We start from the raw sequence: 22,034 nt of genomic DNA, 5'->3' as shown, positions 1-22,034 counted from the left end.
AGGGCCGTCTTTTTTATTCGATGATGTGCCCGACAAAGCTGGCTCCGTTGTCCAGAATAGGGCCGCCTTTCCGGAAGCCCAGCCCGCAGGCTTCTCCGGCAAAAAACACACCCGCCTGATACGTATTGCCTTCACTGTCCTGTTCGAGTTGGACGTATTCCTGGTAGATTTTAGGGTATTCGCCGTATTCACCTTCAACGCCCAGCCGCTCGCTCCCGTCTTCGTTCAAGATCCGCACGTTAGCGCCTTCACGGCCAAAAATCACCTTCTCAACGCAGGCTTTACCGCCTAACGGTTTCGTATCGGTTTCGAGCAGCAGCGGGTGATACGGATACAGTTCCCAGAGAACTTTCAGGATGTATTTTGACTGGAACAGCAACGTATAGGCTGGATTCAAGATCACAACTAGCCGCTGCCGCACCAGATCGGTTAAGATGTTGAGCATTTCCGGCTCGTCTTCAGCAATCGATTCCCAGGGAACCAGTTTGAACCAGAAGTCCATTTTTTCGAATTGACTGTTTTTGGGATTCTGCCAGAAAATTCCTTCTTCCGACGAGAACTCTACATTATCAACAAAGTCGAATTCCACCTCAAAACCTGCTTCCCGAGCTGCTTCGCCCAATAAGGCCACGTTAGCATCATCTTCCGGGAAGCCTCGCATAGCCGACAGTAACAACGTAGGCTGAAGGTCAGGATTAACTGCGAGCAACTCTTCAAACTGAGCTGTCAGCGTTTCAAACAACGTATTGAGCTGCTGACTGTCGTCCAGCCGGTTTGCCTTCAGATGGGCGTATTGTACCACGGCGGTTTCAGGCAAACAGGTTGCCGTGTCCGCATTGAATTCCAGCAATTTGATCTGACTGCCATCAATGCCTCCGGCCAGGTCGAACCGGCCGTACAAATGAATGTTTCGATCATCGTCCCAGGATAATCTGATCAGTTCAACCAGGTTCTCGGGGATACCCAGCTCCGCAAACCGATTGTTATCGATTACGTGCTGACCGGCCGCTACGAACATATCGAACAGGTCATTGGCCGCTTCAGCGTAGGCGTCGGCTTCGTCGGGACTGACTTCAACAGCCTCATTAGTCAGATAGGGTAATGTATCGTGGCCCAGCATCCATTCCCAGCCAATGTTACGTAGCTGGGCATCGGGACTGGTTGGTAATCGCTTCAACGAAATCATTGATTCTTTTGTCAGGGTTTAGAAAAGCGTTTTACTCTGACCGGTCAGGCCGTAATAAGATCGGTCCGTAGACCAGCCTGCCGGATAAACGTGGCAACCAATGCCTGGTACTGCCTGATGTAGGTCGCCTGTTCGTCCGGCGACCAGCTCAACTCAGAAGCCATCAGCTCGGCCACGGCAGGAGCCAATTCACTCGTCAGGCGCCAGTCCAGCAGTTCGAGCCGCCAGCGCCGGGCCAGTACGTCGCGGATGGTAACGGCCATTTCCTCACGTACTTGGTAAATAACCTCGGCCAGAATGTAAGGCTGCTCGGTACACAGGCGTTCGGCCCATTCACTGTTCTCCCGAATTAAACGGGCTACGCGCTCGGCCCGGTTGCCGTAGGTTTGCATGAGATGCTGGCAGACATCCGGCGAAAGCTGATACGTTGCTTGCAGCGTATGCCAGTCATCGAAGCGGTAGTTTTCGCCACCAACCAGGTAGTGGGTCGCCGTTTCTGAGCGAGCCTGGCTGTTCAGCCGTTCGGCAACCCGGTCGACAGCATCCTGCGCCATGAGTCGGTACGTTGTCCACTTCCCACCCAGCAGACTCAGCAGGCCCGATTCCGGATCTTCTTCAACTTCGTGATCGCGCAGCAGGGCTTTCGTGTTAGCCCGGTTGCTGACAATCAATGGTCGGATGCCCCCAAAACCAGCCTGCACTTCGCTGGCGTCGGGCACGTTGGCTACGTAAGGACGTAACGTATCGAGCAGGTACCTAATTTCATCGGGCTCCAGCGTCGGCTCGCGTGTGCCATCGGCATAATCGTCGTCGGTCGTACCCACAAACACTTTATCCTCGAACGGAATGGCAAAAACGACCCGACCATCGGCTGTCTTGGGAATCAGCATGGCGCTATCACTTTGCAGCACCTCCCGGGGCAGCGTAATGTGAACACCCTTGCTCGGCCGGATACGGGGCTCAATTTTGGGGTTGGCCATCAGCCGAATAGCATCGGCATAAGGCCCCGTACAATTCAGGAACAGTCTGGATTTTATGGAAAAAGACGTTCCCGTTAGTACATCTTCGACTTTTGCCGCCATTAGTCGGTTTCCATTGCGCTCGAAACCCGTTACGTTGATATAGGTAGCCACGGCAGCCCCGCCTTCGGCGGCCGAATGAGCCAGCGCCAGTGCGTACCGTGCGTCGTTCAATTGTCCGTCATAGTACTGAACCGCACTGTGCATATTATGCGTTAGCGTCGGCATCTGAGCCATAGCTTCTTTTTTACTGAGCCAGCGCCCCTTAGGGAACGTATCATGCCGGGCAAAGAAGTCGTATAGCCGGAGGCCAATGGTAATGTAAACGCCTTCGAAAAAACTAAAGACGGGGGTTAGCAGCGATAGCGGATGAGCTAGGTGAGGAGCATTCCGAATAACGGTCCGCCGTTCGGCCAGGCCGTGTCTGACCTGCCGCAGCTGGGCCAGATCCAGCTTTTTGATGGCCTGTTCCAGATAACGGACTCCCCCATGAATGAGCTTTGTGGAACGCGACGAGGTTTCGCCCGCAAAATCGCCCCGATCGATCAGTGCCACCCGGTACCCCCGTAAGGCAGCATCCAGCGCGGCACCGGCTCCACTGGAACCCGCTCCGATTATGCACACATCGAATTCTTCGTTCTGAAACCTCTCAATGCTTGCTTTCCGATTCATGCTTAAAGGTACATTAATAAGCCATGGGCTCCGCGATCAACGTGCGATTCTAAGACGAGAACCCCCGGCTTCGGCCACCAAAAAAGCCGCTTCGACCGCCCGATGGCCGGGTTGTACGCACCACCCGCGATGCGCGAACATTTTCGCCAATCTGCGAAGAACGGTTGTATAATCCCGGGTTGGCATACACGCCAGCACCGTAGCGCTGCCGGTCGTTCACGTACTGTGGAGCGGTATTGCGTCCCAGCATGTAGCCTAGTCCACCCCACAGTAGTACGTTAGCTAACCCATTATTATGGTGATAGCCCGCCGGATTGTTCAGATACGTACGGGTCGACTGATCGCTTTCGACGAGTCGGCGGGCGGCATCCACACTTAACGTATCGCGGTGGCCATCCGCGTAGCTAACAATAGCACCGGCCTTATCCGAATCGGTTTCTACTTCGTCCGTGATTTTGAAATTGCCGGGAGCCGTTTCCGTAATGTACGTCCGCACTCCTTTCCGAAAGCGGGTTTCGGTTTGTTCGATTTCCTCCGAGTTGTTATTGCCACAGCTCTGCAGCAAGGCCGACCCGTTCAACAGGGCCAGCGTCAGGGTGGTGCTTAGTGTAATGTCTTTAACCCGTCGAAGGATTGCATGTCTACGTAGTGGCGTCATAAAAAGAAAGGGTTTTATCTGGACTAAACTACCAGAAAGCCTCGGCGGTTGCAACCGCAATAGGATAAGTCAGTCGTAGACCCTTTCAAATGGTCGTTAGTAAGGACGAAAACTGTTCCCAAATAAAAACGACATACCCGTCGACACGCTAATTGCGCTGATCACCCGCTCGCTATTATAGGCGACACTCTCCGACCGGCCAGCACTACTGGAGGCCATTGAGCGTAGGTCATGAAATACCAGTTGCGAACGAGTGAGATCGCCCGCCAGAGTAATAGACAAGTATGGGCTAAGTCGGTAACGGACGGTAACGCCCCCGCCCAGCGCCAGTCCTTTACTCGTAGCGCCAAATGTCTGGATGGCGTAGCGGTTGTAGCCGTAATTTCCTTCCATACTCGTGCCGGGCAGTGTCGCCTGAACCAATCCCGCCAATAGTCGTGCATCAAGCGCAAATCGGCGATAAGGCAGGCTGACAAAAGGTCCCACCATGACCGAATTGACAATCCAATTATCGGCTTTTGCCGTCCATACATCACTTTCGGCCCTGACTGGACTAACGGCCGCCAGCATGGCTTTTGTATTATAGAAATTTTTGAGTTGTTCGCCTTTTATCATCAGCCCCCAGTTGCCCAGCAGCCGATAGCCAACCGACAGATTAATTGATGTTCCGGGGCTAGCCATACTGGCTTCTGAATTACCCGACGATGAGTTGGCGAACTGCGCCACCGGAATGCTCACCCCAGCCGATAGGTTGACAAATCCTTTTTTATCCTGACAGGACAGAATGAATTCGCGCTGGGCCTCAGCAGAAATGGTAGCGCACAACAAGACCAGCAGAAGCAGTACACTTTTTTTCATAGGCAGCCCTATCGTGTCCGAAACAAGTATGATGGATACTTTTTGTTATCAGAAACAAATAAGGTGCCACTTGTCGACAGGTCAAGCCCGTTACCAGTTAAATTCTTCGCACAAACTCAATTACACGCTATTGTGTCCTGTTTCGAACTGTAGCCATCCGCAGGTAGACGCCATTTGTCCAGCCAAATCCATCCTGGTTTGGGTATTTTCCCCCGCCGGTTGTCAACGCAGCGTCTACCACGTTATACTTTTCCATCATCTTTCCGGTGGACTGGAATACTTTGTCGTTCAGCGCCAGCCAACGGTCTCGTGCACCGTTGGCCGTTTCCTGAAAACCGTAGTTGACTAATCCCTGGTAAACGATCCACTGCAAAGGCGCCCAGCCGTTCGGCCAATCCCATTGCTGACCGCTGTTTTCGAGGGTGGTAACCCAGCCCCCAGCCTGCAAAAACTTCGCCTTCAGCTGGTCGTGAACCCGCTGCGCCTGTTGGAGGCTAGCCAACCCGAAAAATAGTGGAAAGACCGATGCCAGCGTTAAAGACGGTGTTTGCTGACCCGCCAGTAGGTCATAATCGTGGTAGAAACCAGTTTCGGCGTTCCAGAAGTACGTCTCGATGGCTTGTTTGCGCTGCTCGGCCAGTTGTTTGAAGGTAGCAGAGCGCGCTGAATCCCCCGCCTGCTGATAGCCTTCTTCCAGTGTTTTTTCCAGGCTGTACAGCGTACAGTTCAGATCAACGGGTACCAGATCGGCCGTTCGGGTCATAATCATAGACATTCCCTTCGAAAACCAGCGACTGCTAAAATCCCAGCCTGATTCGCAGGCTGCCCGTAGATGAACGTGTAATTTTTGGGGATCAATACCGCCTTCTACTGCTTTCTGTCCTAATTCATATTCGGCTTTGAAGGCTTCGGCGCGGGGTAGTTCGGTAGCATCCCAGAAACGGTTTAACACCTGCCCGTTAGGCATACGAGCCACCCGTCGGCTGAACGGGTTGTCTGGTGTTAATTTCGCCTGTCCTGTCATCCAGAAATCGTACTCCTTTTGCAGGTATGGCAAGTAATGAGCCAATACAGCCGGCCCATCTTCCTCCGCCAGTAACCGGACCATGAGCGCAAAAAATGGCGGCTGACTCCGGGTCAGAAAATACGTCCGGTTGCCATTGGGGATAAAGCCAAGCGTATCAATCAGGTAAGCGAAGTTATCGAGCATCGCCCGTATCAGATCCCAGCGCCCTGCATCAGCCAGCCCCAGCATGGTAAAATACGTATCCCAGTAGAAAATCTCCCGAAAGCGCCCCCCCGGCACGACGTACGGGTGCGGCAGCGAAACCCGCGAACTTCCCGCAACATCGGAATCCGCGGGGCGGGTCAGGTAGTCCCAGAGGCTGTTGATGTGATCGACGGTACTGCGGGAGCGGTCACTGACGTAGTCGCGGTGAGCGGTTCCTGGCGGCACGAAATACTGATCGACAAAAGTAGCCAGATCAAAGTCGGGCTTTACTTTTTCGTGTTCGTACAGCGCCATCAGCTTGTCGGTATCCAGCTTGGGTACGCAGTCGACAAACGTTTTTGAATCGGGAAAAACCGACGTAAGCTGAACCGCTTTAAACAACTCACCAAATAGCTGATCCGGTGGCAGATAGTGCGGCTGGTTGGATAAGGTCATAAGCAGATCGTCCCAACCTGCTGGCCGGGACGATTTAGTTTATTTGTTGATAATTGACGTAATCATACGCAGCGGTACCTGTACCCAGTCGGGTCGGTGATTCAGTTCATCGCTTAGATCGATGACCGCCCGTTCGAGCAGGTAGGTTTCAATCATCATTTCCAGATCATCGGGCTGCTGCGGTACCAGCGAGCTTTCCCGAACGGTGTCCAGATAAGCCCGCAGGAAAAAGCTGCTCATATAGTACGCCCAGAAATCCGCGTAGCGTTTGGCGTCTTTTTTGTCTTCTTCCGAAAGCTGCAGACTTTTGGCAAAACCCTCGTGGGCTACGTAGTAAAACGACCGAATCATCGTAACAACGTCCCGTAGTGGTGAGCGTTTCAGTCGTCGTTCGCTGTAACTCCGGGTTGCGTCCCCACCAAAGTCCTGAATCGCCATCTCTTTGCCCGTCAGCAGAATTTTGTTTAGCTGCAGATTGCCGTGAATCCGGATTTTTGTCGCATCCAGCTTCTTGTCGTAAATCCGCTTCAGCACGTTCAGAATATCGTCTTTCCGCTCGATAATGGTTTCGACCTCTTCCTGAATGTCATTGGGCAGCCGGTTCAGGTTACGCTGCTGAGTCTGGTAATTTTCCCGGACGAGTGCCTGCATGCCCGAAAACAGCGACCGCTGGTAATGCAGGGAAAAATCCTCCGGCGCAAAGTCCTTCAGGTCCTTTCCTGACGCCAGAGCCAGGTGCATTTCGCCGATGTGCTGACCAATTACCCGTACCTGCTCGGCAGCCCGCACGCCCAATAAATCTTCCAGCTCAGTGGGTATTTCGTCGACCGAAACCGGCTGCGCCAGACTGCCCATCCGATCCCTCGTGTTGAGTAGACTCAGGTCGCGCGCCTGCACCCGTTCAATGTAATTATTGATCCGCTCAAGCATGAATTTGTGTCCATCGCCCCGGCTTTCGGGAATGAGCTGGATCATACCCAACGCAATAGGATCGCCAGCCGTTTGCAGGCTGACCGCTCCTGCAAAGGTCGGCACGTAGTCAAACCCCACCGTTTCAGACAGATACCGACTGATTTCCAGGTCAGGATTGAGCGCCCGGTCAATTTTGCGGTACATCTTCAGCAGGAAATTATTATCGTAGCTGATGGCCGTGTAACCCTGTCCGGACGTAACAAGCTTAGGCCGGACATCGCCATGATCGCGAACGTAGTCGGTCAGGACCGCGCTGCCTTCAAACGTAATCCGGTCCTGGTCAGAAGACGAATCCGCCGGTCCAGCAGTGGGGCCGCTCTCCACGAATCGGTTCAGGAGCAGTTGCTGCACAGCCGTTACGTAGAAGCCATCGCACAAAATGCCTTCTTTACCGTTGACCGTTAACGTAGCCAGCACCGATTGAGCACAGTTATCCATCAATTTGGCCGCCTGCACATTGGAAGCGAAAGTCAATACGAGCTGGTACGTTTCGGGCAAGCCGCGTTCGTACGAGATCTCGATCAGGATCAGGTAAGAATCCTGCCCATCAACCGAAAGTTTACTTGAATCGGTGATAGTTACGCCAAATAAGGTTTGTCCGCGCCCATTAAACCAGTCCACTTTGTCCAGATAGGCCGGTAACAAACTGGTTTCTAGCAACTCACGCGAGTAACCATCCAGCAGGTTGTCCCATCGGTCGAGCTCCAGCTCGGGCAGATCAACCGCTTCGGCCACTTCGGTCCGCGTTTTGTCCAGCACGAACCATTGGTAATCGTGCGGAGCCAGCGTAAAAAAGTACGTACCGTTTTCGCCGATGACCGGGAAGCGATTCTGACTGAACAGTTCGACCGGAACCTGTCCTTTATAACTGCTCAGGTCCACTTCGGCGGGCTGCGCGTATTTTGACAGGTTGACGACAATCAGCAAGGTCTGGTTCTCGTAGGTCCGGGTAAATGCCAGCACCTTCGGGTTTTCGACGTTCATGAATTTCAGGTCGCCCCGGCCAAACGCCTTATATTTTTTGCGCAGGCTCATCATCCGTTTCGTGAACCAGAACAGCGACGACGTATTACCCCGCTGCGTTTCGACGTTCACCGATTCGTAATGGTATTCCGGATCCAGAATGGTAGGTAGATACAGCTGCTGCGGGTTTGCCCCGGAGAAACCCGCGTTTCGGTCGGGCGACCACTGCATCGGTGTCCGCACACCATCCCGGTCGCCCAGGTATACGTTGTCGCCCATACCAATCTCATCGCCGTAATACAGTACGGGCGTACCGGGCAGCGAGAACAGCAGGCTATTTAAGAGTTCAATCCGTTTCCGGTTGTTACCCATCAGCGGAGCCAGCCGGTGCCGAATCCCTAGGTTGATCTTGGCTTTCGGGTTTTTGGCGTAGGTCTTATACATATAGTCCCGCTCCTCGTCGGTCACCATTTCAAGTGTCAGCTCATCGTGGTTACGCAGGAAGATAGCCCACTGGCAGGTTGCCGGAATTTCGGGCGTCTGGTCGAAAATATCCGTAATCGGATACCGATCTTCCATTTGCAGGGCCATGAACATCCTCGGCATCACCGGAAAATGGTAGTTCATGTGGCACTCATCACCATCACCAAAGTAGGAGGCTGAATCTTCCGGCCACATGTTGGCCTCGGCCAGGAACACAACGCCGGGAAAGTGATCATCGACGTGTTTTCGCAGTTTTTTCAGAAAGGCGTGAGTTTCGGGCAGGTTCTCGCCATTGGTACCTTCCCGTTCAAACAGGTATGGTACCGCATCGAGCCGGAACCCATCAACGCCCATTTCACACCAGTAGTCGATCATCTTGAACACCTCGTCCTGCACCAGCGGATTGTCGTAGTTCAGATCGGGCTGGTGGTGGAAGAATCGGTGCCAGTAATACTGCTGTGCTTCGTGGTCCCAGGTCCAGTTCGAGAGTTCAAAGTCCTGGAAAATGATCCGCACGTCCTTGTATTTCGTTGGATCGTCGCTCCAGACGTAGTAGTCCCGTTCCGGCGATCCTTTGGGGGCTTTTTTGGCCCGTTGGAACCAGGGGTGCTGATCGGACGAGTGGTTAATCACCAACTCCGTAATCACTTTCAGGTTCCGGCGGTGCGCTTCGTCCAGAAAGAGCTTGAACTGTTTGATGGTTCCGTAAGACGGGTTAATACTGTAGTAATCGGCAATGTCGTAGCCGTCGTCGCGAAGTGGTGACGGATAGAAAGGCAGGACCCAAATAGCTGTTACGCCCAGTTCCTGGAGGTAGTCCAGCTTTTCGAGCAGTCCCTGAAAATCGCCGATTCCATCGCCGTTCCCATCGCGAAAGGCTTTGATGTGCAGCTCATAAATTATTGCATCCTTATACCAGTGTAGCTTATCATCTATCACGCTGTTATTTCCCGCCATAATCCAGTAACGTTGGTAAATATCTCTGTTTAGTGAGCTTAAGGCCCCAAAGAACTATAAGACATCTTTGGTATCTTTTGTTAAAAAGATGTGACGATCGGCAGCAACAAGCCTGCTTTTTGCCTGTGGGGTGCTATTTATCCGGTTCAGGTCAGAACATGTTTCCTTTATATTCGTTAATCTAAGTAACAGACCCATCATTATCGCGAATGGTAATGACAAGGGCCCACCTACCAGCTACCGGCTCACTTTCGGCCAAACCGAAATCGTATTATACGTTTTACGGGCATCTATCCGGCGTTGTCAGACGCTAAACTGTACGTATGACTAGTGTTAAACAATCCCACAACCGTATCATCATTGTTGCCTATCGATTACCTTTTACGATTAAACGCACGAACGAAGGCACCGAAATTTTCCAGAATTCAGGCGGCCTGGTTTCAGCCGTTCTATCGCTGGCCGAACAGGTAGGACAGTCAACGTCAGAACACGCGCCCAAGATTCACTGGGTTGGCCAGGCAGGCAATAATCTGGCAGATCTTCCCAGCTCCGTTTTCGAGAACGAGAACTTCGTTGCTCACCCGGTTTTCATCGATGATGATGTACACAAGCGGTTTTATGAGGGCTTTGCCAACGACCTGATCTGGCCCCTATTTCACTACTTCCCCACCTACGCTTCTTTCCGGGAAGAAGATTTCGAGGCTTATCAACAGGCCAACACCCGTTTTCTGGAAGAACTGGTAGCTATTATCGAACCCGGCGACCTCATCTGGATTCAGGATTTTCAGCTGATGCTGCTGCCCGATATGCTACGGCAGGCCATTCCGGAAGCTTGCATTGGTTATTTTTTCCATATTCCTTTTCCTAACTACGAGATCATCAAACTTCTGCCCCGTGCCTGGCGTCAGGCGCTCATCGGCGGAGTTTTAGGCGCCGATGTCGTCGGGTTTCATACAGCCGATTACGTAAGCCACTTTCTGCAAAGTGTCGCGGAGGTATTGGGGTTGCCTACTATCAACCAGCGCATAGTCCTCCCCGAACGATCGGTAGTGGTCAAAGACTTCCCGATCAGCATTGATTACAATAAATTCAATCTGGAAAGTCAGACGCCGGAAGTTATCGAGATCAAGCAGCGGTATCAGAAGCTGGTTGCCCCTCATAAACTGATTTTCTCAGTCGATCGACTCGATTACACCAAAGGTATTACGTATCGTTTGCAGGGGTATGAGCGCTTCCTGGAGCAAAATTCGGACTGGCACGAGCGGGTAACCTTTGTGATGAACGTAGTACCCTCCCGCGATCAGATTGGCCATTACCAGGAACTCAAGCGCGAGATCGATGAAACAGTCGGCCGGATTAATGGGTCGTACGGCAGTATTGGCTGGCGTCCCATTGTCTACTCGTACAAATCGCTGGAGTTCAACGAACTGCTGGCTTCCTATACGGCCTGCGACATAGCCCTGATTACGCCCGTCCGGGATGGCATGAATCTCGTCTGCAAAGAGTTTGTTGCCAGCCGGTTTGACAATCAGGGTGTACTTATCCTTAGTGAACTAACGGGGGCCGCCCAGGAATTAACCAATGCTTTAATCATCAATCCAACCGACACGCAGGAAGTCGCATCAGCCATTTTGCAGGCTCTGGAAATGGAGCCCGCCGAACAGGCACGACGTATGCAGATTATGCGCAACCATCTCCAGAATCACAACGTCTTCCGCTGGAGCCACGACTTTATGAACACTTTCGAACACGCTACCGATGAACACCCTGTCCTGGAAACAAACCTGTCTGTCGACGCTTACCTGACAGCTTTCGACAACGCCAGTCGTCGTTTGTTACTGTTTGATTTCGACGGTACGCTGACTCCGCTGGTCAACGATCCAGCCGACGCCCACCTGTCGGAAACTATGCATCAGGTGCTGGCGCAGTTGGCGCAGCAAAGCGATATAGTAGTCATCAGCGGCCGGAACCGGACGTTCCTGGAGAAAACATTCGAGGGACTACCTGTACAGCTGGTGGCCGAACACGGCGCTTTTCACAAAAAAGCAGACCAGGACTGGCAACGGCTGGACCTATCGGACGGCAACTGGGTCGATCTGATTCGTCCGCTGCTTCAGCAATACGTTGACCTGTTTCCGGGCACCTTTGTTGAGGCCAAAGAGACAGCCATTGCCTGGCATTACCGCCGGGCCACGGCCGACGATATCGAGAGCCGGGCCGTCGAACTGGCCACCCAGTTACGTAGCGTTCAATCGTCGGTGCCGCTGACGGTGATTCAGGGAAACAAGGTTATTGAAATCAAACCGGCGCAACACAGTAAAGGAACAGTGGCCCGCTCGCTATACGAACAGGAGTCGTATGATTTTATTGTCAGCATTGGCGACGACACAACGGACGAAGACATGTTCCGACAAATGCCGAACTGGGCGTATACGATCAAAGTAGGTACGGGCACCTCGTTTGCCCAGTATCGTCTGGCCCGTCAGCACGATGTAGAAACGCTACTTCAGCTCATGAGCGACTCCCTCGTTAATTCTTGATGGGTTATAGATAGGATTACAGGATTGGCAGGATTCAATACTGTTGTAAACTACAAATCCTATAACCCTGTCCATAGTTTTTATAATCCAGTATATTTGACCAGCTCTGACACGTATCGGGGCTGGTCTTTCTTTTTTTGACGGCTATGCAACGACTCCTGCCTTTTCTGCTGTTGTTCTGTTTCGCTTCGCTGACGTTCGGGCAAACCCCGTCGGCTATTTTTCCGAAACCACTGAGTCCTCGGCTGGCCAATTATCAGATTGACGTAACGCTCGACCCGGCCACCAAAAAATTAACCGGCCGCGAGACCCTGACCTGGCGCAACCCGTCGGGCGATGTTATTCGGGAGCTGCAGTTCCACCTGTATCTAAACGCGTTCCGAAACGAGCAGTCGACGTTCATGCGCGAGTCGGGGGGGCAGCTACGGGGGGACCAGATTGAACGTAATGCCAAAGAAAACCCCTATGGCTCCATCGACGTAGTTTCCATGAAGGTACGGAGTGGTGAGTCACTGGCTTATCAGTTCATTCAGCCCGACGATCAAAATAAAAATGACCATACGGTTATCCGGGTGCCGCTAAGCAAGCCCGTCGGTCCCGGCGAAACAATTGTTCTAGATATTAACTTCCGCGCCAAACTGCCAAAGATCTTTGCTCGCACGGGGTTCAGTCGCGACTACTTTCTGGTTGGGCAGTGGTTCCCCAAAATTGGCGTCTACGAGCCGGCCGGTACCCGCTACGCAACGCAGGGTCAGTGGAACTGCCACCAGTTTCATGCTCACTCCGAATTCTACGCCGACTACGGCGTTTATGACGTCAACATCACTACACCAACCCAGTTCTGGGTGGGAGCCACGGGGCTGATGGTAGGCGAGAAAAAGAATCCTAACGGCACCAAAACACTACGTTGGCATGCCGAAGACGTAGTGGATTTCGCCTGGACAGCTTCTCCGCATTTTCAGGTCGTGAACGACAAATGGAAACACGTCAGCATCGAGCTGCTGCTCCAGCCCGAACATGCTGGTCAGGCCAAGCGGCATCTGGACGCCATCAAAGCCGCGTTGGCTTACTTCGATAAGAATCTTGGTAAATACCCCTTCCCTAACCTGACCATTGTCGATCCCCCGGTGCATGCCAGCGGATCGGGCGGTATGGAGTACCCTACGTTCATTACGGCGGGCACGGCCTGGTTTGTACCGGAAGGAGTTCGACTTCCCGAAACGGTGACGGTTCACGAATTCGGCCACCAGTATTTCATGCAGTTACTGGCGTCAAACGAATTCGAAGAAGCCTGGCTGGATGAAGGATTCAATCAGTATTACGAAGGTCGAGTGATGGACGATACGTACGGCGTTCGCTCATCGGCGGCTGAGCTGCTAGGCTTTCGAATGGGTGACACGGAAAGTTCGCGGGACAGCTATGTTCACCAACGGAATCCGGCCATTGGCTCCTCGTTCGGAAATACCTGGCAGCTCCCCGACGGTCAGTACGGGGTGCTGACGTATTCCAAAACGGCGACCTGGCTCAAAACGCTGGAAGGTCTCGTCAGTAAACCCGTCATGGACGAAATCATGCGGACGTATTTTCAGCGCTGGCAGTTCAAACACCCGAACGCCGATAGCTTTATCAGCATTGTCAACGAAATCGTACCCAAACGCCTGGGCAATAAGTACGGCCCGGATATGAACTGGTTCTTCGATCAGGCGCTCTATGGGGATAAGGTCGTTGACTACGAACTGACCAGCATTCGCAACCAGAAACAGGGGAACCGCTACCGCTCGACGGTACTGGTTCAGCGTAAGGCCGATGGTCAGATGCCGCTGGACATACTGGTTCATTTTGACAATGGCAAGGAGCTACTCCTGTTCTGGGATGGCAAAGGACGCCAGCGGGCCTTTACGCTGACCGAGAACGCCAAGGTTGTCTGGGCCAAAGCTGATCCGAAGCAGAAGCTCTACATGGATACCAACTTCAACAACAACAGTCTGACGCTGCAGCCTTCAACCGCCCCAGCCGCCAAATACGCTACGTCGTTTCTGTTCTGGCTTCAGAATTGGATGCAATGGCTGGCCTGGCTGGTATAACTTTGTGGTTGAATCACCCGGTAACGGTATTACCTGATACGATGACATTCACCGACATATACAGCCTGTTAGCGAAGCAGTTTCCGCAGACACTTCAGGCTAATACGCAGAATTTACAGCCTTTCATACTTGTTCCTGCTGATCAACTGGTAGCGGTCTGCCAGTTCCTGCGCGATGACGACCGGCTTTTCTTCGATTTGCTGGCCTGCCTGACAGGGCTGGATAATAGCCCGGCGGCTGATACGATGGATGTAGTCTATAACCTCACCTCCATTCCGTATGAGCACGACCTGATGATCCGGGTTACGGTGCCGCGGAATACAGGAGAGAAAGCCCTGCCCGCGATTCCGAGTGTTGCCCACATCTGGCGTACGGCCGACTGGCACGAGCGGGAAGCGTTTGACCTGATCGGTATTTCCTTCACCGGCCATCCCGACCTGCGCCGAATCCTGCTGCCCACCGACTGGAACGGGCATCCATTGCGGAAAGATTACAAGGAAGACGATCAGTATCACGGTATCAAAACCACCTGATTTAGGCCAATTTTAGGGATCGGGTTGACAGTTTATAACTTTCGTTTGTTATTGCTTTATCCTTTTGTGAAGCAATGAGAAACAGCTATACAGTACCCTTTTTTCTTTTCTTTCTTTTCCTGACAACTGCCAGCTGGGCGCAGGTCGATTCGGTGATTGTTACGGGGCAGATCAAAAACCTGTCGGCCCGTCTGTACCGCGAATCGCCCACGGTGCTCGTCAGCCGAAACAACATTCTACAGGCCAGCCGCGAGCTGGTCCGTCCGGCTCCCCTAGCCGTTGATGGTACGTTTCGCGTGTCGCTCCCGCTGATCTACACGCAGGAGGAAATGTATTTTACCTACGGGCGAATCTCCACCGCTTTTCTGGCGGCTCCTGGAACAGTAACAATAACGCTGAATGCCGATTCCCTGTTTACGGCGGCCGTCCCCTTTCAGTTTGCGGGCACAAATGCCCAGGTAAATCAGCAATATGCCCGTTATAAAGCCTTTGAAGCGACATACACTAACAAGCCTGATGGCCGTAAAATAACAAATAGCACCGAGGGTAAGAGCGACGTATTTGCCTATCAGATTGCCCTCGACGCCTACCGGGCTCCTTTTCTGGCTTATGCAAAAAAGGAAAAACCATTTCCTCTGGTTAGCCGCTGGCTCAACTCCGTCGCGCGCTACAACGCAGCGGCTTTCCTCTACGAACGGGCTCAGTTTCTGGGAAACGACATCGACGCTACGTTAAGTGATACGCTCCGCCCGGCCGACGATGGATTACTGACCGCGGCCCGTGCTTTGGCCATGAATCGCTTTGCCGTGTATGCAGTTCAACAAAGCTCAACCCCGGAAATTACCCGTCAGAACAGCGGTTTATCTGTCCGATCGCTCTCGGATTTATTGCTTCGCTACGGACGTGTTACCGACGATGAACGCTCCCGGCTGGAGGGCTACGTCGATAACAATAATGCCAAGGCGTCGGACATCAATTTCTTTAATCGCCTTATCAAACGCAGCAACGATACCATTCAGCGGCTGGTCTTCTATGAATTACTCCAGCAACGCACCCGTACCAAATTCAAGGAAGCCGCTACGGACTACGTGACTGCTTATTGGCTGGCCGATGTTTTACCGGGCCTTACTCTCGACTTCTCGGCACTGCTTTACGATTATGCCCGGCCCCGGATTGACGATCCGGCGCTCAAACAATCGCTGGCCGAACTCTATGCACTACAGATAAAGGACAGTTCCCAGGTTCGGCAGGCGGTGAGAACCTTACAGAAGGCCCAGGTAGCAACGAACGCGCTTGACCTCGGCAACGGCATCTTCGTTACCCGAGATGCGTTTACGGATGGACGCGCCCTACTGGACCGGGTTCTCAACGCCAACCGGGGTAAGGTTGTTTATTTGCTTCTGACCAGTCCCAATTCCGAGGGTGGACGACAGGCAGCCATAGACGCACAGCGACTTCGCGATACGTACCGGATCCAGGATTTTGCGTTGGTCTATCTCCCAGCTTTCGGCGATGACCCACGTCTGTGGATTGAATTCAGCGCGAAGAACAAACTTACTGGCGATCATCTGCTGGCAACGTCCAGTCAACTCGAAGACCTGCTTGGTTATTTGCGGTCGAACGAAGAAATATCAGCGACGATCATTGGTCGGACGGGAAAAGTGGATAAGCGTAATGCGCCCTTACCGGCTTCCTTCGACGAGGTAAAGAAAGTTCTGGTTAAAAGCTTTTAGTCTAGGGAATCGAACGTCACAGTACCTTTTCGCTCTGCACCTACGTGCAGTTTATTCCCTCAAAACTGCACAAAATCGGGCGGGCTGAGTTATAGGCATACATACTTCTTTGCATGCAACTCAAGATTTCTCCCGAAAATCCATTCGAGTGGTTCGCGCTACAGGCCAACCTGGTTCCTATTCCCCTGCTTCATGCGCAGGTTATGCCGGTGATGGCGAAGGCCGTTCTGGAAGCGGCCGATAAGGGCGTTTTCGACGCATTGGCACTGGGTCCACAATCGCTCGACGAGCTGGTAACCAGCCTGCGGCTCAACCGAAAAGCGCTGGGTGAACTGATGGGCCTGCTGACGGCAATGGGATATTTTACGTTCAGAAAGGAACAGTTCAAACTGACCCGAATGGCCCGCCGGTTTGCTCTGAAAAACGATCCCCAGTCGGTGCAGGGCATGATGATTTTCAATAATCGGGTTGTCTGGGACTGGCTGAATCACCTGGGCGATTACCTGGAAACGGGACAGGGCATTCAGTATCACGATACATTATCTCCACAGCAGTGGCAGTATTATCAGGAAGCCATGGTAGCCGCCAGCAGCGCTGAAGCCCGTGAGTTTAGCCGCCGGGTGCCAGTATCTAAATCGGCTACTGCCATGCTCGACATTGGCGGTTCGCATGGGCAGCACTCAGCGGCACTTTGCCGAAAATTACCAGCACTCAGGTCGATAATTCTGGATCTACCCCAGGCCATCGAGCAGGCCGCCCCCCTCCTGGCCCGGCAGGAGCTGGGCGATCGGGTTGTTCATCAAGCAGGTAACGCCCTGACCGATGATTTTGGTGAAAACCAGTATGATATCGTACTGCTTTCGAGCCTGGCTCACCATTTCACTAACGACCAGAATCAGGATGTTGCCAGTAAGGTAAGCCGGGCATTGCGGCCAGGTGGAGTTTTCATCGTCAACGAATTCATTCGCCCCCAAACCGGTGCGAAACCCGAACTGGTGGGTAGCAGCACCGACCTCTTTTACGGACTTAGTAGCACAGCCGGAAATTATTCAATCGCTGAAATACAGCAGTGGCAGGAAACGGCCGGACTGCGCCCGTATAAGGTCATTTGGTATCGGACGCTACCGGGTCGGGCAATGGTTGTGGCTCGAAAATAAGATGCTTTACGCTTGCTTTTTCACGTCTCTCCTTTCTACGACACCGATTATTTCGTTTTTTTTCAGTCCCAGCGAATCATCTGTTTGTTCAATTGCCGATCAATGTAAACCATGGTCTTTACTACTCTAAATCAATAATTACCACAAAAAGTATACACAACAACATTACAGAGAGGAGTTTGTAACGGCCTATAATTTTTAAAATAATTCAATATGTCCTATCTAGCCTAGTATTCTACATGAGTGACTTAGGTAAAAGCACTTAGTCCTATTAGCCACGGAAGCCCGCCATTAGTTAGTTTTTATTCAAAAACAGATACAAAACGGCTTCCATACCTACTATGGCTGCTTGTAAACGTGTACTTAGCTCCGGACTTTTTATCAGATTTATTTTCCTGGTCGTTGGCTTGTTGGTAGTCCAGGCTGTTCGTGCCCAGTCAGGTTTAAATTTACCCGAACAACTGACGGCAGATGTTGTCGACGCAAAGGACCTGACCCAGAAACTGGCGGGCAATGTTAAGCTGCGCCATAAAGGCGTTGTTCTGTTCTGCGATCGGGCAGTCCATAATGTAGCGGCCCACGCTGTCAGGGCCTATGGCCACGTTCTGATCGTGCAGGGAGACTCTATAACGGCCCGTGGCGACTCGGCCGTCTTTGCTTATTCCGATCGGCATTTGCTGGTGTATGGCCGGGTCATGTTTCAGGATCACAGAACCATCCTCACCACTACCCAGCTCGATTACGATCTGACGGCCGGTGTTGTCACCTACACCCAGAAAGGCCGCATCGTTACCGACAAAAACGTACTAACCAGCCTCAAAGGGACCTACAACGTTCAGTTAAAGCAGTTCACCTGTCAGCAATCCGTTCAGCTGGCAACCCGGAAGGGCACCGTAAAATCAGAATCACTGGTGTATAATACAGTTACCCAGCGTTCAACGGAACTACCAAAAGTGATTTACCCGACCGTAACCGAGCAGCGCCTGGTTAAAGCCATACCTGCTCAGCAGATAACGGAGGTGACCGTTGTCGAACCAGCGGCTGTAGCAGTTACAGCGCCGGTTACCCGGCCAGTCACTACGTCCAAACCAGTCAGTAATACCCAGCCAGTCGTAGTTCCTGAAACGAAGACAAACCCCGCTCTGGCAGCGATACTGGAAAGACCAACAGCCGTAGCGGAACCAGCGCAGTCTCAGCCCCGTGTTGCGATTTCACCGGAGGTGTACACCGCATCTGCCCCAACATTCCGGCAGGCTGTCCGTACGACCCCGGTCCGATCAACTGCCAGTTCTGCCAACGCGTATACCGCCGATCTCAGCGATCTGGAGCGGGAACTCAATAAAAAGAAACGTTTTCACTAGTCTTGTTTACCTACCAATTCACTTAAAATGAAAAAGTTGTTAGTCGCGTTTGTCCTGACCTGCTCCATTACGGCTGCGATTGCTCAGGATGCCCGGTCTGTTACACAGGCCATCCATTTTATCAAGCTTGCCAGTACACTGCGGGAAGTCAACAAGTCCGATGAATCCATCAGTCTGCTGAAACGGGCACTGCCTGCCGTGCAATCAAAAAATCTTTACTGGGAAGCCGTTGCCAATGAAATGCTGGGGACGTCCTACAATGATCTGGAAGACTACGATGCGGCCGTTCATTACCTGGAGATTGCCCGGGGGCAGTACGCTCAGCTCAAATACGTAGCCAGTGCCTGGGGGGTCAATGAAATCATCCGGGATATTTCGGGCAAGAACCTGTATGCTGGCATTCAGGTGGGTGCTTCCGATATCAAACTGGCGATTTTCAAGACCCAGTACGAAAGCGATTTCTACGAAAAAGATATTCGCTCGGTTATCAACATTCCGGATATTACGCTGGTCAGTGACGCTTCCGGCGCGGTTGGTCAGCGCCAGCTGGCGCTGAAAAGCTGCCTGGATTCGATCCAGCGTTATAATATTCCCAACGAGCGCGTATTCATCGTTTTCAGCAGCGATGTCAAGGGCGGTAAGGAAAGTAAATTGATGAACAAAAACCGGTTGTACGACGAGCTGGCCAGCATTCTGCCTGGTGGCAGCAGCCTGAAAATTGACACGACGCTAACGGCCGAACGCGAAGCTGAGCTGTTTACGATTGGAGCCATTCCGCGTAAAGTATGGCCAACGACCTTTGCTCTCAATCTAGGCAATACCAGCACAATGGGTGGCTATTTCGATGCTAATAAATCCTTTCACCACACGGTTTCTCCCCTGGGCGTAATGACCTTGGTGAATCAGGTTGACCCCAACCGGACAATGGCCCTGGACACTTACCGGGAAGCCGTTCAGAAGGCGATAGCCGCTCTTCCAGAAGGTAGTCTGGCGCCGGCAGGCAGCGGTTTTCAGCAACGCAAAACCATTGGTGTTGGTGGTGATATTATCAAAGCCCTGGTTACCTATCTGCACCCCGATAAGTCAACCACCACGGCGGTTGCTATAACGAAACAGGACATCGATCAATTCAAGCGGCTCGCCCTCAGCGATTATGCATCGCTGGTTCGTCCCGACCTGTCCTATATCGGCGATCCCGCTGTTCTGGCAAAAGCGTCGCAGGATATTCGCACGATGCAGAATCTGGTTAGCCAGAAGCAACTCATTGCGGGCGCGCTGCTACTCGAAGCTACCGCGAACGACTATGCCCGCCAGGGTTCGTCCAAGCGGATGGTGTTTATCCGTGACTCGGATATTGGCTGGGTAACCGGTAAATTCCTGGAAACGATCAACTTTGAATATGAATCAACGATTGCCAAAGGGTCGCTCTACACCCGATAAGCACGGCTGATAACGCCTATTTTCTTACGAGCTGGCCAGTCTGATACGTACACCAACGTATTATCGACTGGCCAGCTTTTTTCTAATGGCTGAACAAATTTTTCACGGCTTCCTGCGATTGGTATTTCTATACTGACCGTTGCTACGTGGCAATGATCAGCCGAACTGTTGAGTAACCCTATTGCCTCCTTATGCCTTACAAACACCTTTTCTTTGACCTTGATCACACGCTTTGGGACTTTGACCGCAATTCGGCCGAATGTCTTTCCGAACTGTATACGACCTTTCGGCTAGCCGATGCGGGTATTACATCAGAAAGCGAGTTTAGCCGTCACTTCATCGACATCAACAAGAAACTCTGGGCCGACTACGACAAAAACTTGATTGAGCACACATACATTCGGGAGAATCGATTCCCGATGGCTTTCCGCGCACTGGGCATTGACCCCGCTCTGATCAAAGCCGATCTCAACGCCGAATACCTGCGCCTGCTGCCTTACAAACCGCATTTGCTTGAATCAGCCAGAGAACTGCTGGATCACCTGCATGGGCGCTATCCCATGCATATCATCACGAATGGTTTTGCTGAGATTCAGGCTATCAAAATGGACAGCGCCGAAATAGCCCACTACTTTACCAACGTGGTTACCAGCGAAAACGCCAATGCCAAGAAGCCCGATCCACTGGTTTTCGAATACGCGCTACGTATCAGCGGAGCCAACGCAGCTGACAGCCTGATGATTGGCGATAATTATGAAGCCGACATTCTGGGGGCCAAAGGTGCCGGACTCGATACGGTGTTTTACAATCCGGCGGGTATTTCAGTTGATGAACAGCCTACGTATAACATTCGCCACTGGAGCGAACTGATGGATATTCTCTAACGATGGTATGGATGTATCTCGATCCACCGCTTTAATTTCCGGAGGAGCCTCTGGCCTGGGCGAAGCCACCGCCCGGCTGCTGGTCAGTCAGGGTGCCAACGTAGTCATTGCCGATCTGAACGAGCAGCGCGGCACAGCGCTGGCCGATGAACTCGGCTCTAACACGCGATTTATCAAGACTGATGTAACCAACGAAGCTGACGTACAGGCGGCCGTCAACCTGGCCGTCGAATTGTTTGGTGGCCTCCATATCAATGTCAACTGCGCGGGCATTGCCGAAGCCCGAAAAACCGTGGGAAAGGTTGCCGGTATGTACGGGGCTCATTCGCTGGCCGTCTTCCAGAAAGTTATTGCGATTAACCTGATTGGTACGTTCAACGTCGTTCGACTGGCGGCCCTGGCAATGGAGCATAACGATCCTCAGCCTAACGATAGTCCGTTTGCGGGTGAGCGGGGCGTTATTGTCAATACGGCATCGATAGCCGCTTTCGACGGACAGATTGGTCAGGCAGCCTATGCGGCTTCAAAAGGCGGAATTGCCAGTATGACCTTGCCCATTGCCCGCGATCTGGCCCGGTCGGGCATTCGGGTCATGACGATTGCGCCCGGCTTGTTCGAAACCCCGCTCCTGGCGGGCTTACCCGAAGACGCTCGCCTTTCACTGGGTCAGCAGGTACCCTTTCCTGCCCGATTGGGCCGCCCGGCCGAATACGCCCAGTTGGTCCAGGCCATCATCGAAAATCCCATACTGAACGGCGAGGTCATCCGACTGGATGGCGCTATCCGAATGGCACCAAAATGAACCGTCAGGCTCTATCAACACACAAAAGCCCGGCCGATTCGAATCGGCCGGGCTTCGTGCTTTTAA

Annotated in this window: 15 protein-coding genes; 9 read left to right on the top strand and 6 right to left on the bottom strand. The window is 52.6% G+C overall.

What is annotated here, in order from left to right:
- Positions 1-13: 13 nt before the first annotated feature.
- From HU175_RS05025 to treS, 6 genes are all read right to left on the bottom strand, one after another.
- A complete protein-coding gene (locus tag HU175_RS05025) occupies positions 14-1,186 on the bottom strand; it encodes a glutathionylspermidine synthase family protein (RefSeq protein WP_176565544.1) in 1,173 nt (390 codons plus the stop codon).
- A 44-nt stretch (positions 1,187-1,230) separates the two neighbouring features.
- Complete coding sequence (locus HU175_RS05020; protein WP_176565543.1) at positions 1,231-2,877, bottom strand: glycerol-3-phosphate dehydrogenase/oxidase; 1,647 nt, start codon at positions 2,875-2,877, stop codon at positions 1,231-1,233.
- A gap of 49 nt (positions 2,878-2,926) precedes the next feature.
- The gene (locus tag HU175_RS05015; RefSeq protein ID WP_176565542.1) at positions 2,927-3,535 is read right to left on the bottom strand and encodes a hypothetical protein; all 609 of its coding nucleotides are present in this window, start codon (positions 3,533-3,535) and stop codon (positions 2,927-2,929) included.
- A gap of 96 nt (positions 3,536-3,631) precedes the next feature.
- Positions 3,632-4,393, bottom strand: coding sequence for an outer membrane beta-barrel protein (locus tag HU175_RS05010; RefSeq protein ID WP_176565541.1), 762 nt, complete (start codon positions 4,391-4,393; stop codon positions 3,632-3,634).
- Positions 4,394-4,520: 127 nt separating this feature from the next.
- The gene (treF, locus tag HU175_RS05005; RefSeq protein ID WP_176565540.1) at positions 4,521-6,059 is read right to left on the bottom strand and encodes an alpha,alpha-trehalase TreF; all 1,539 of its coding nucleotides are present in this window, start codon (positions 6,057-6,059) and stop codon (positions 4,521-4,523) included.
- Between the two features lie 39 nt (positions 6,060-6,098).
- Positions 6,099-9,434 carry a maltose alpha-D-glucosyltransferase gene (gene treS / locus HU175_RS05000; protein WP_176565539.1) on the bottom strand — a complete coding sequence of 1,112 codons (3,336 nt, stop codon included), beginning with the start codon at positions 9,432-9,434 and terminating at the stop codon, positions 6,099-6,101.
- Between the two features lie 323 nt (positions 9,435-9,757).
- On the opposite strand from treS, the gene HU175_RS04995 reads away from it, so the two are divergent.
- The 9 genes from HU175_RS04995 to HU175_RS04955 all read left to right on the top strand — a co-directional run bounded on the left by HU175_RS04995 (position 9,758) and on the right by HU175_RS04955 (position 21,968).
- Positions 9,758-11,974 carry a bifunctional alpha,alpha-trehalose-phosphate synthase (UDP-forming)/trehalose-phosphatase gene (locus HU175_RS04995; RefSeq protein ID WP_176565538.1) on the top strand — a complete coding sequence of 739 codons (2,217 nt, stop codon included), beginning with the start codon at positions 9,758-9,760 and terminating at the stop codon, positions 11,972-11,974.
- Positions 11,975-12,120: 146 nt separating this feature from the next.
- Positions 12,121-14,058 carry a M1 family metallopeptidase gene (locus HU175_RS04990; protein WP_176565537.1) on the top strand — a complete coding sequence of 646 codons (1,938 nt, stop codon included), beginning with the start codon at positions 12,121-12,123 and terminating at the stop codon, positions 14,056-14,058.
- Positions 14,059-14,099: 41 nt separating this feature from the next.
- Positions 14,100-14,591: an NADH-quinone oxidoreductase subunit C gene (locus tag HU175_RS04985; protein WP_176565536.1), complete on the top strand. Its 492-nt coding sequence runs from the start codon at positions 14,100-14,102 to the stop codon at positions 14,589-14,591.
- 74 nt (positions 14,592-14,665) lie between these two features.
- Complete coding sequence (locus HU175_RS04980) at positions 14,666-16,324, top strand: hypothetical protein (RefSeq protein ID WP_176565535.1); 1,659 nt, start codon at positions 14,666-14,668, stop codon at positions 16,322-16,324.
- 113 nt (positions 16,325-16,437) lie between these two features.
- Positions 16,438-17,481 (top strand): class I SAM-dependent methyltransferase, encoded by a 1,044-nt coding sequence (locus HU175_RS04975; RefSeq protein ID WP_176565534.1) that lies wholly within the window; start codon positions 16,438-16,440, stop codon positions 17,479-17,481.
- A 341-nt stretch (positions 17,482-17,822) separates the two neighbouring features.
- Positions 17,823-18,842 (top strand): OstA-like protein, encoded by a 1,020-nt coding sequence (locus HU175_RS04970; protein WP_176565533.1) that lies wholly within the window; start codon positions 17,823-17,825, stop codon positions 18,840-18,842.
- Positions 18,843-18,869: 27 nt separating this feature from the next.
- Positions 18,870-20,282: a tetratricopeptide repeat protein gene (locus tag HU175_RS04965; RefSeq protein ID WP_176565532.1), complete on the top strand. Its 1,413-nt coding sequence runs from the start codon at positions 18,870-18,872 to the stop codon at positions 20,280-20,282.
- Between the two features lie 191 nt (positions 20,283-20,473).
- Positions 20,474-21,166, top strand: coding sequence for a YjjG family noncanonical pyrimidine nucleotidase (locus HU175_RS04960; protein WP_176565531.1), 693 nt, complete (start codon positions 20,474-20,476; stop codon positions 21,164-21,166).
- A gap of 7 nt (positions 21,167-21,173) precedes the next feature.
- Positions 21,174-21,968, top strand: a complete 795-nt coding sequence (locus HU175_RS04955) for a 3-hydroxyacyl-CoA dehydrogenase (protein WP_176565530.1) — start codon at positions 21,174-21,176, stop codon at positions 21,966-21,968.
- The last annotated feature ends 66 nt before the right edge of the window (positions 21,969-22,034 follow it).

The sequence above is a fragment of the Spirosoma sp. KUDC1026 genome (assembly GCF_013375035.1).
GTDB lineage: Bacteria > Bacteroidota > Bacteroidia > Cytophagales > Spirosomataceae > Spirosoma.
Note: the sequence above shows the minus strand (reverse complement) of the source record. Positions and strands in the feature narration are given on the sequence as shown.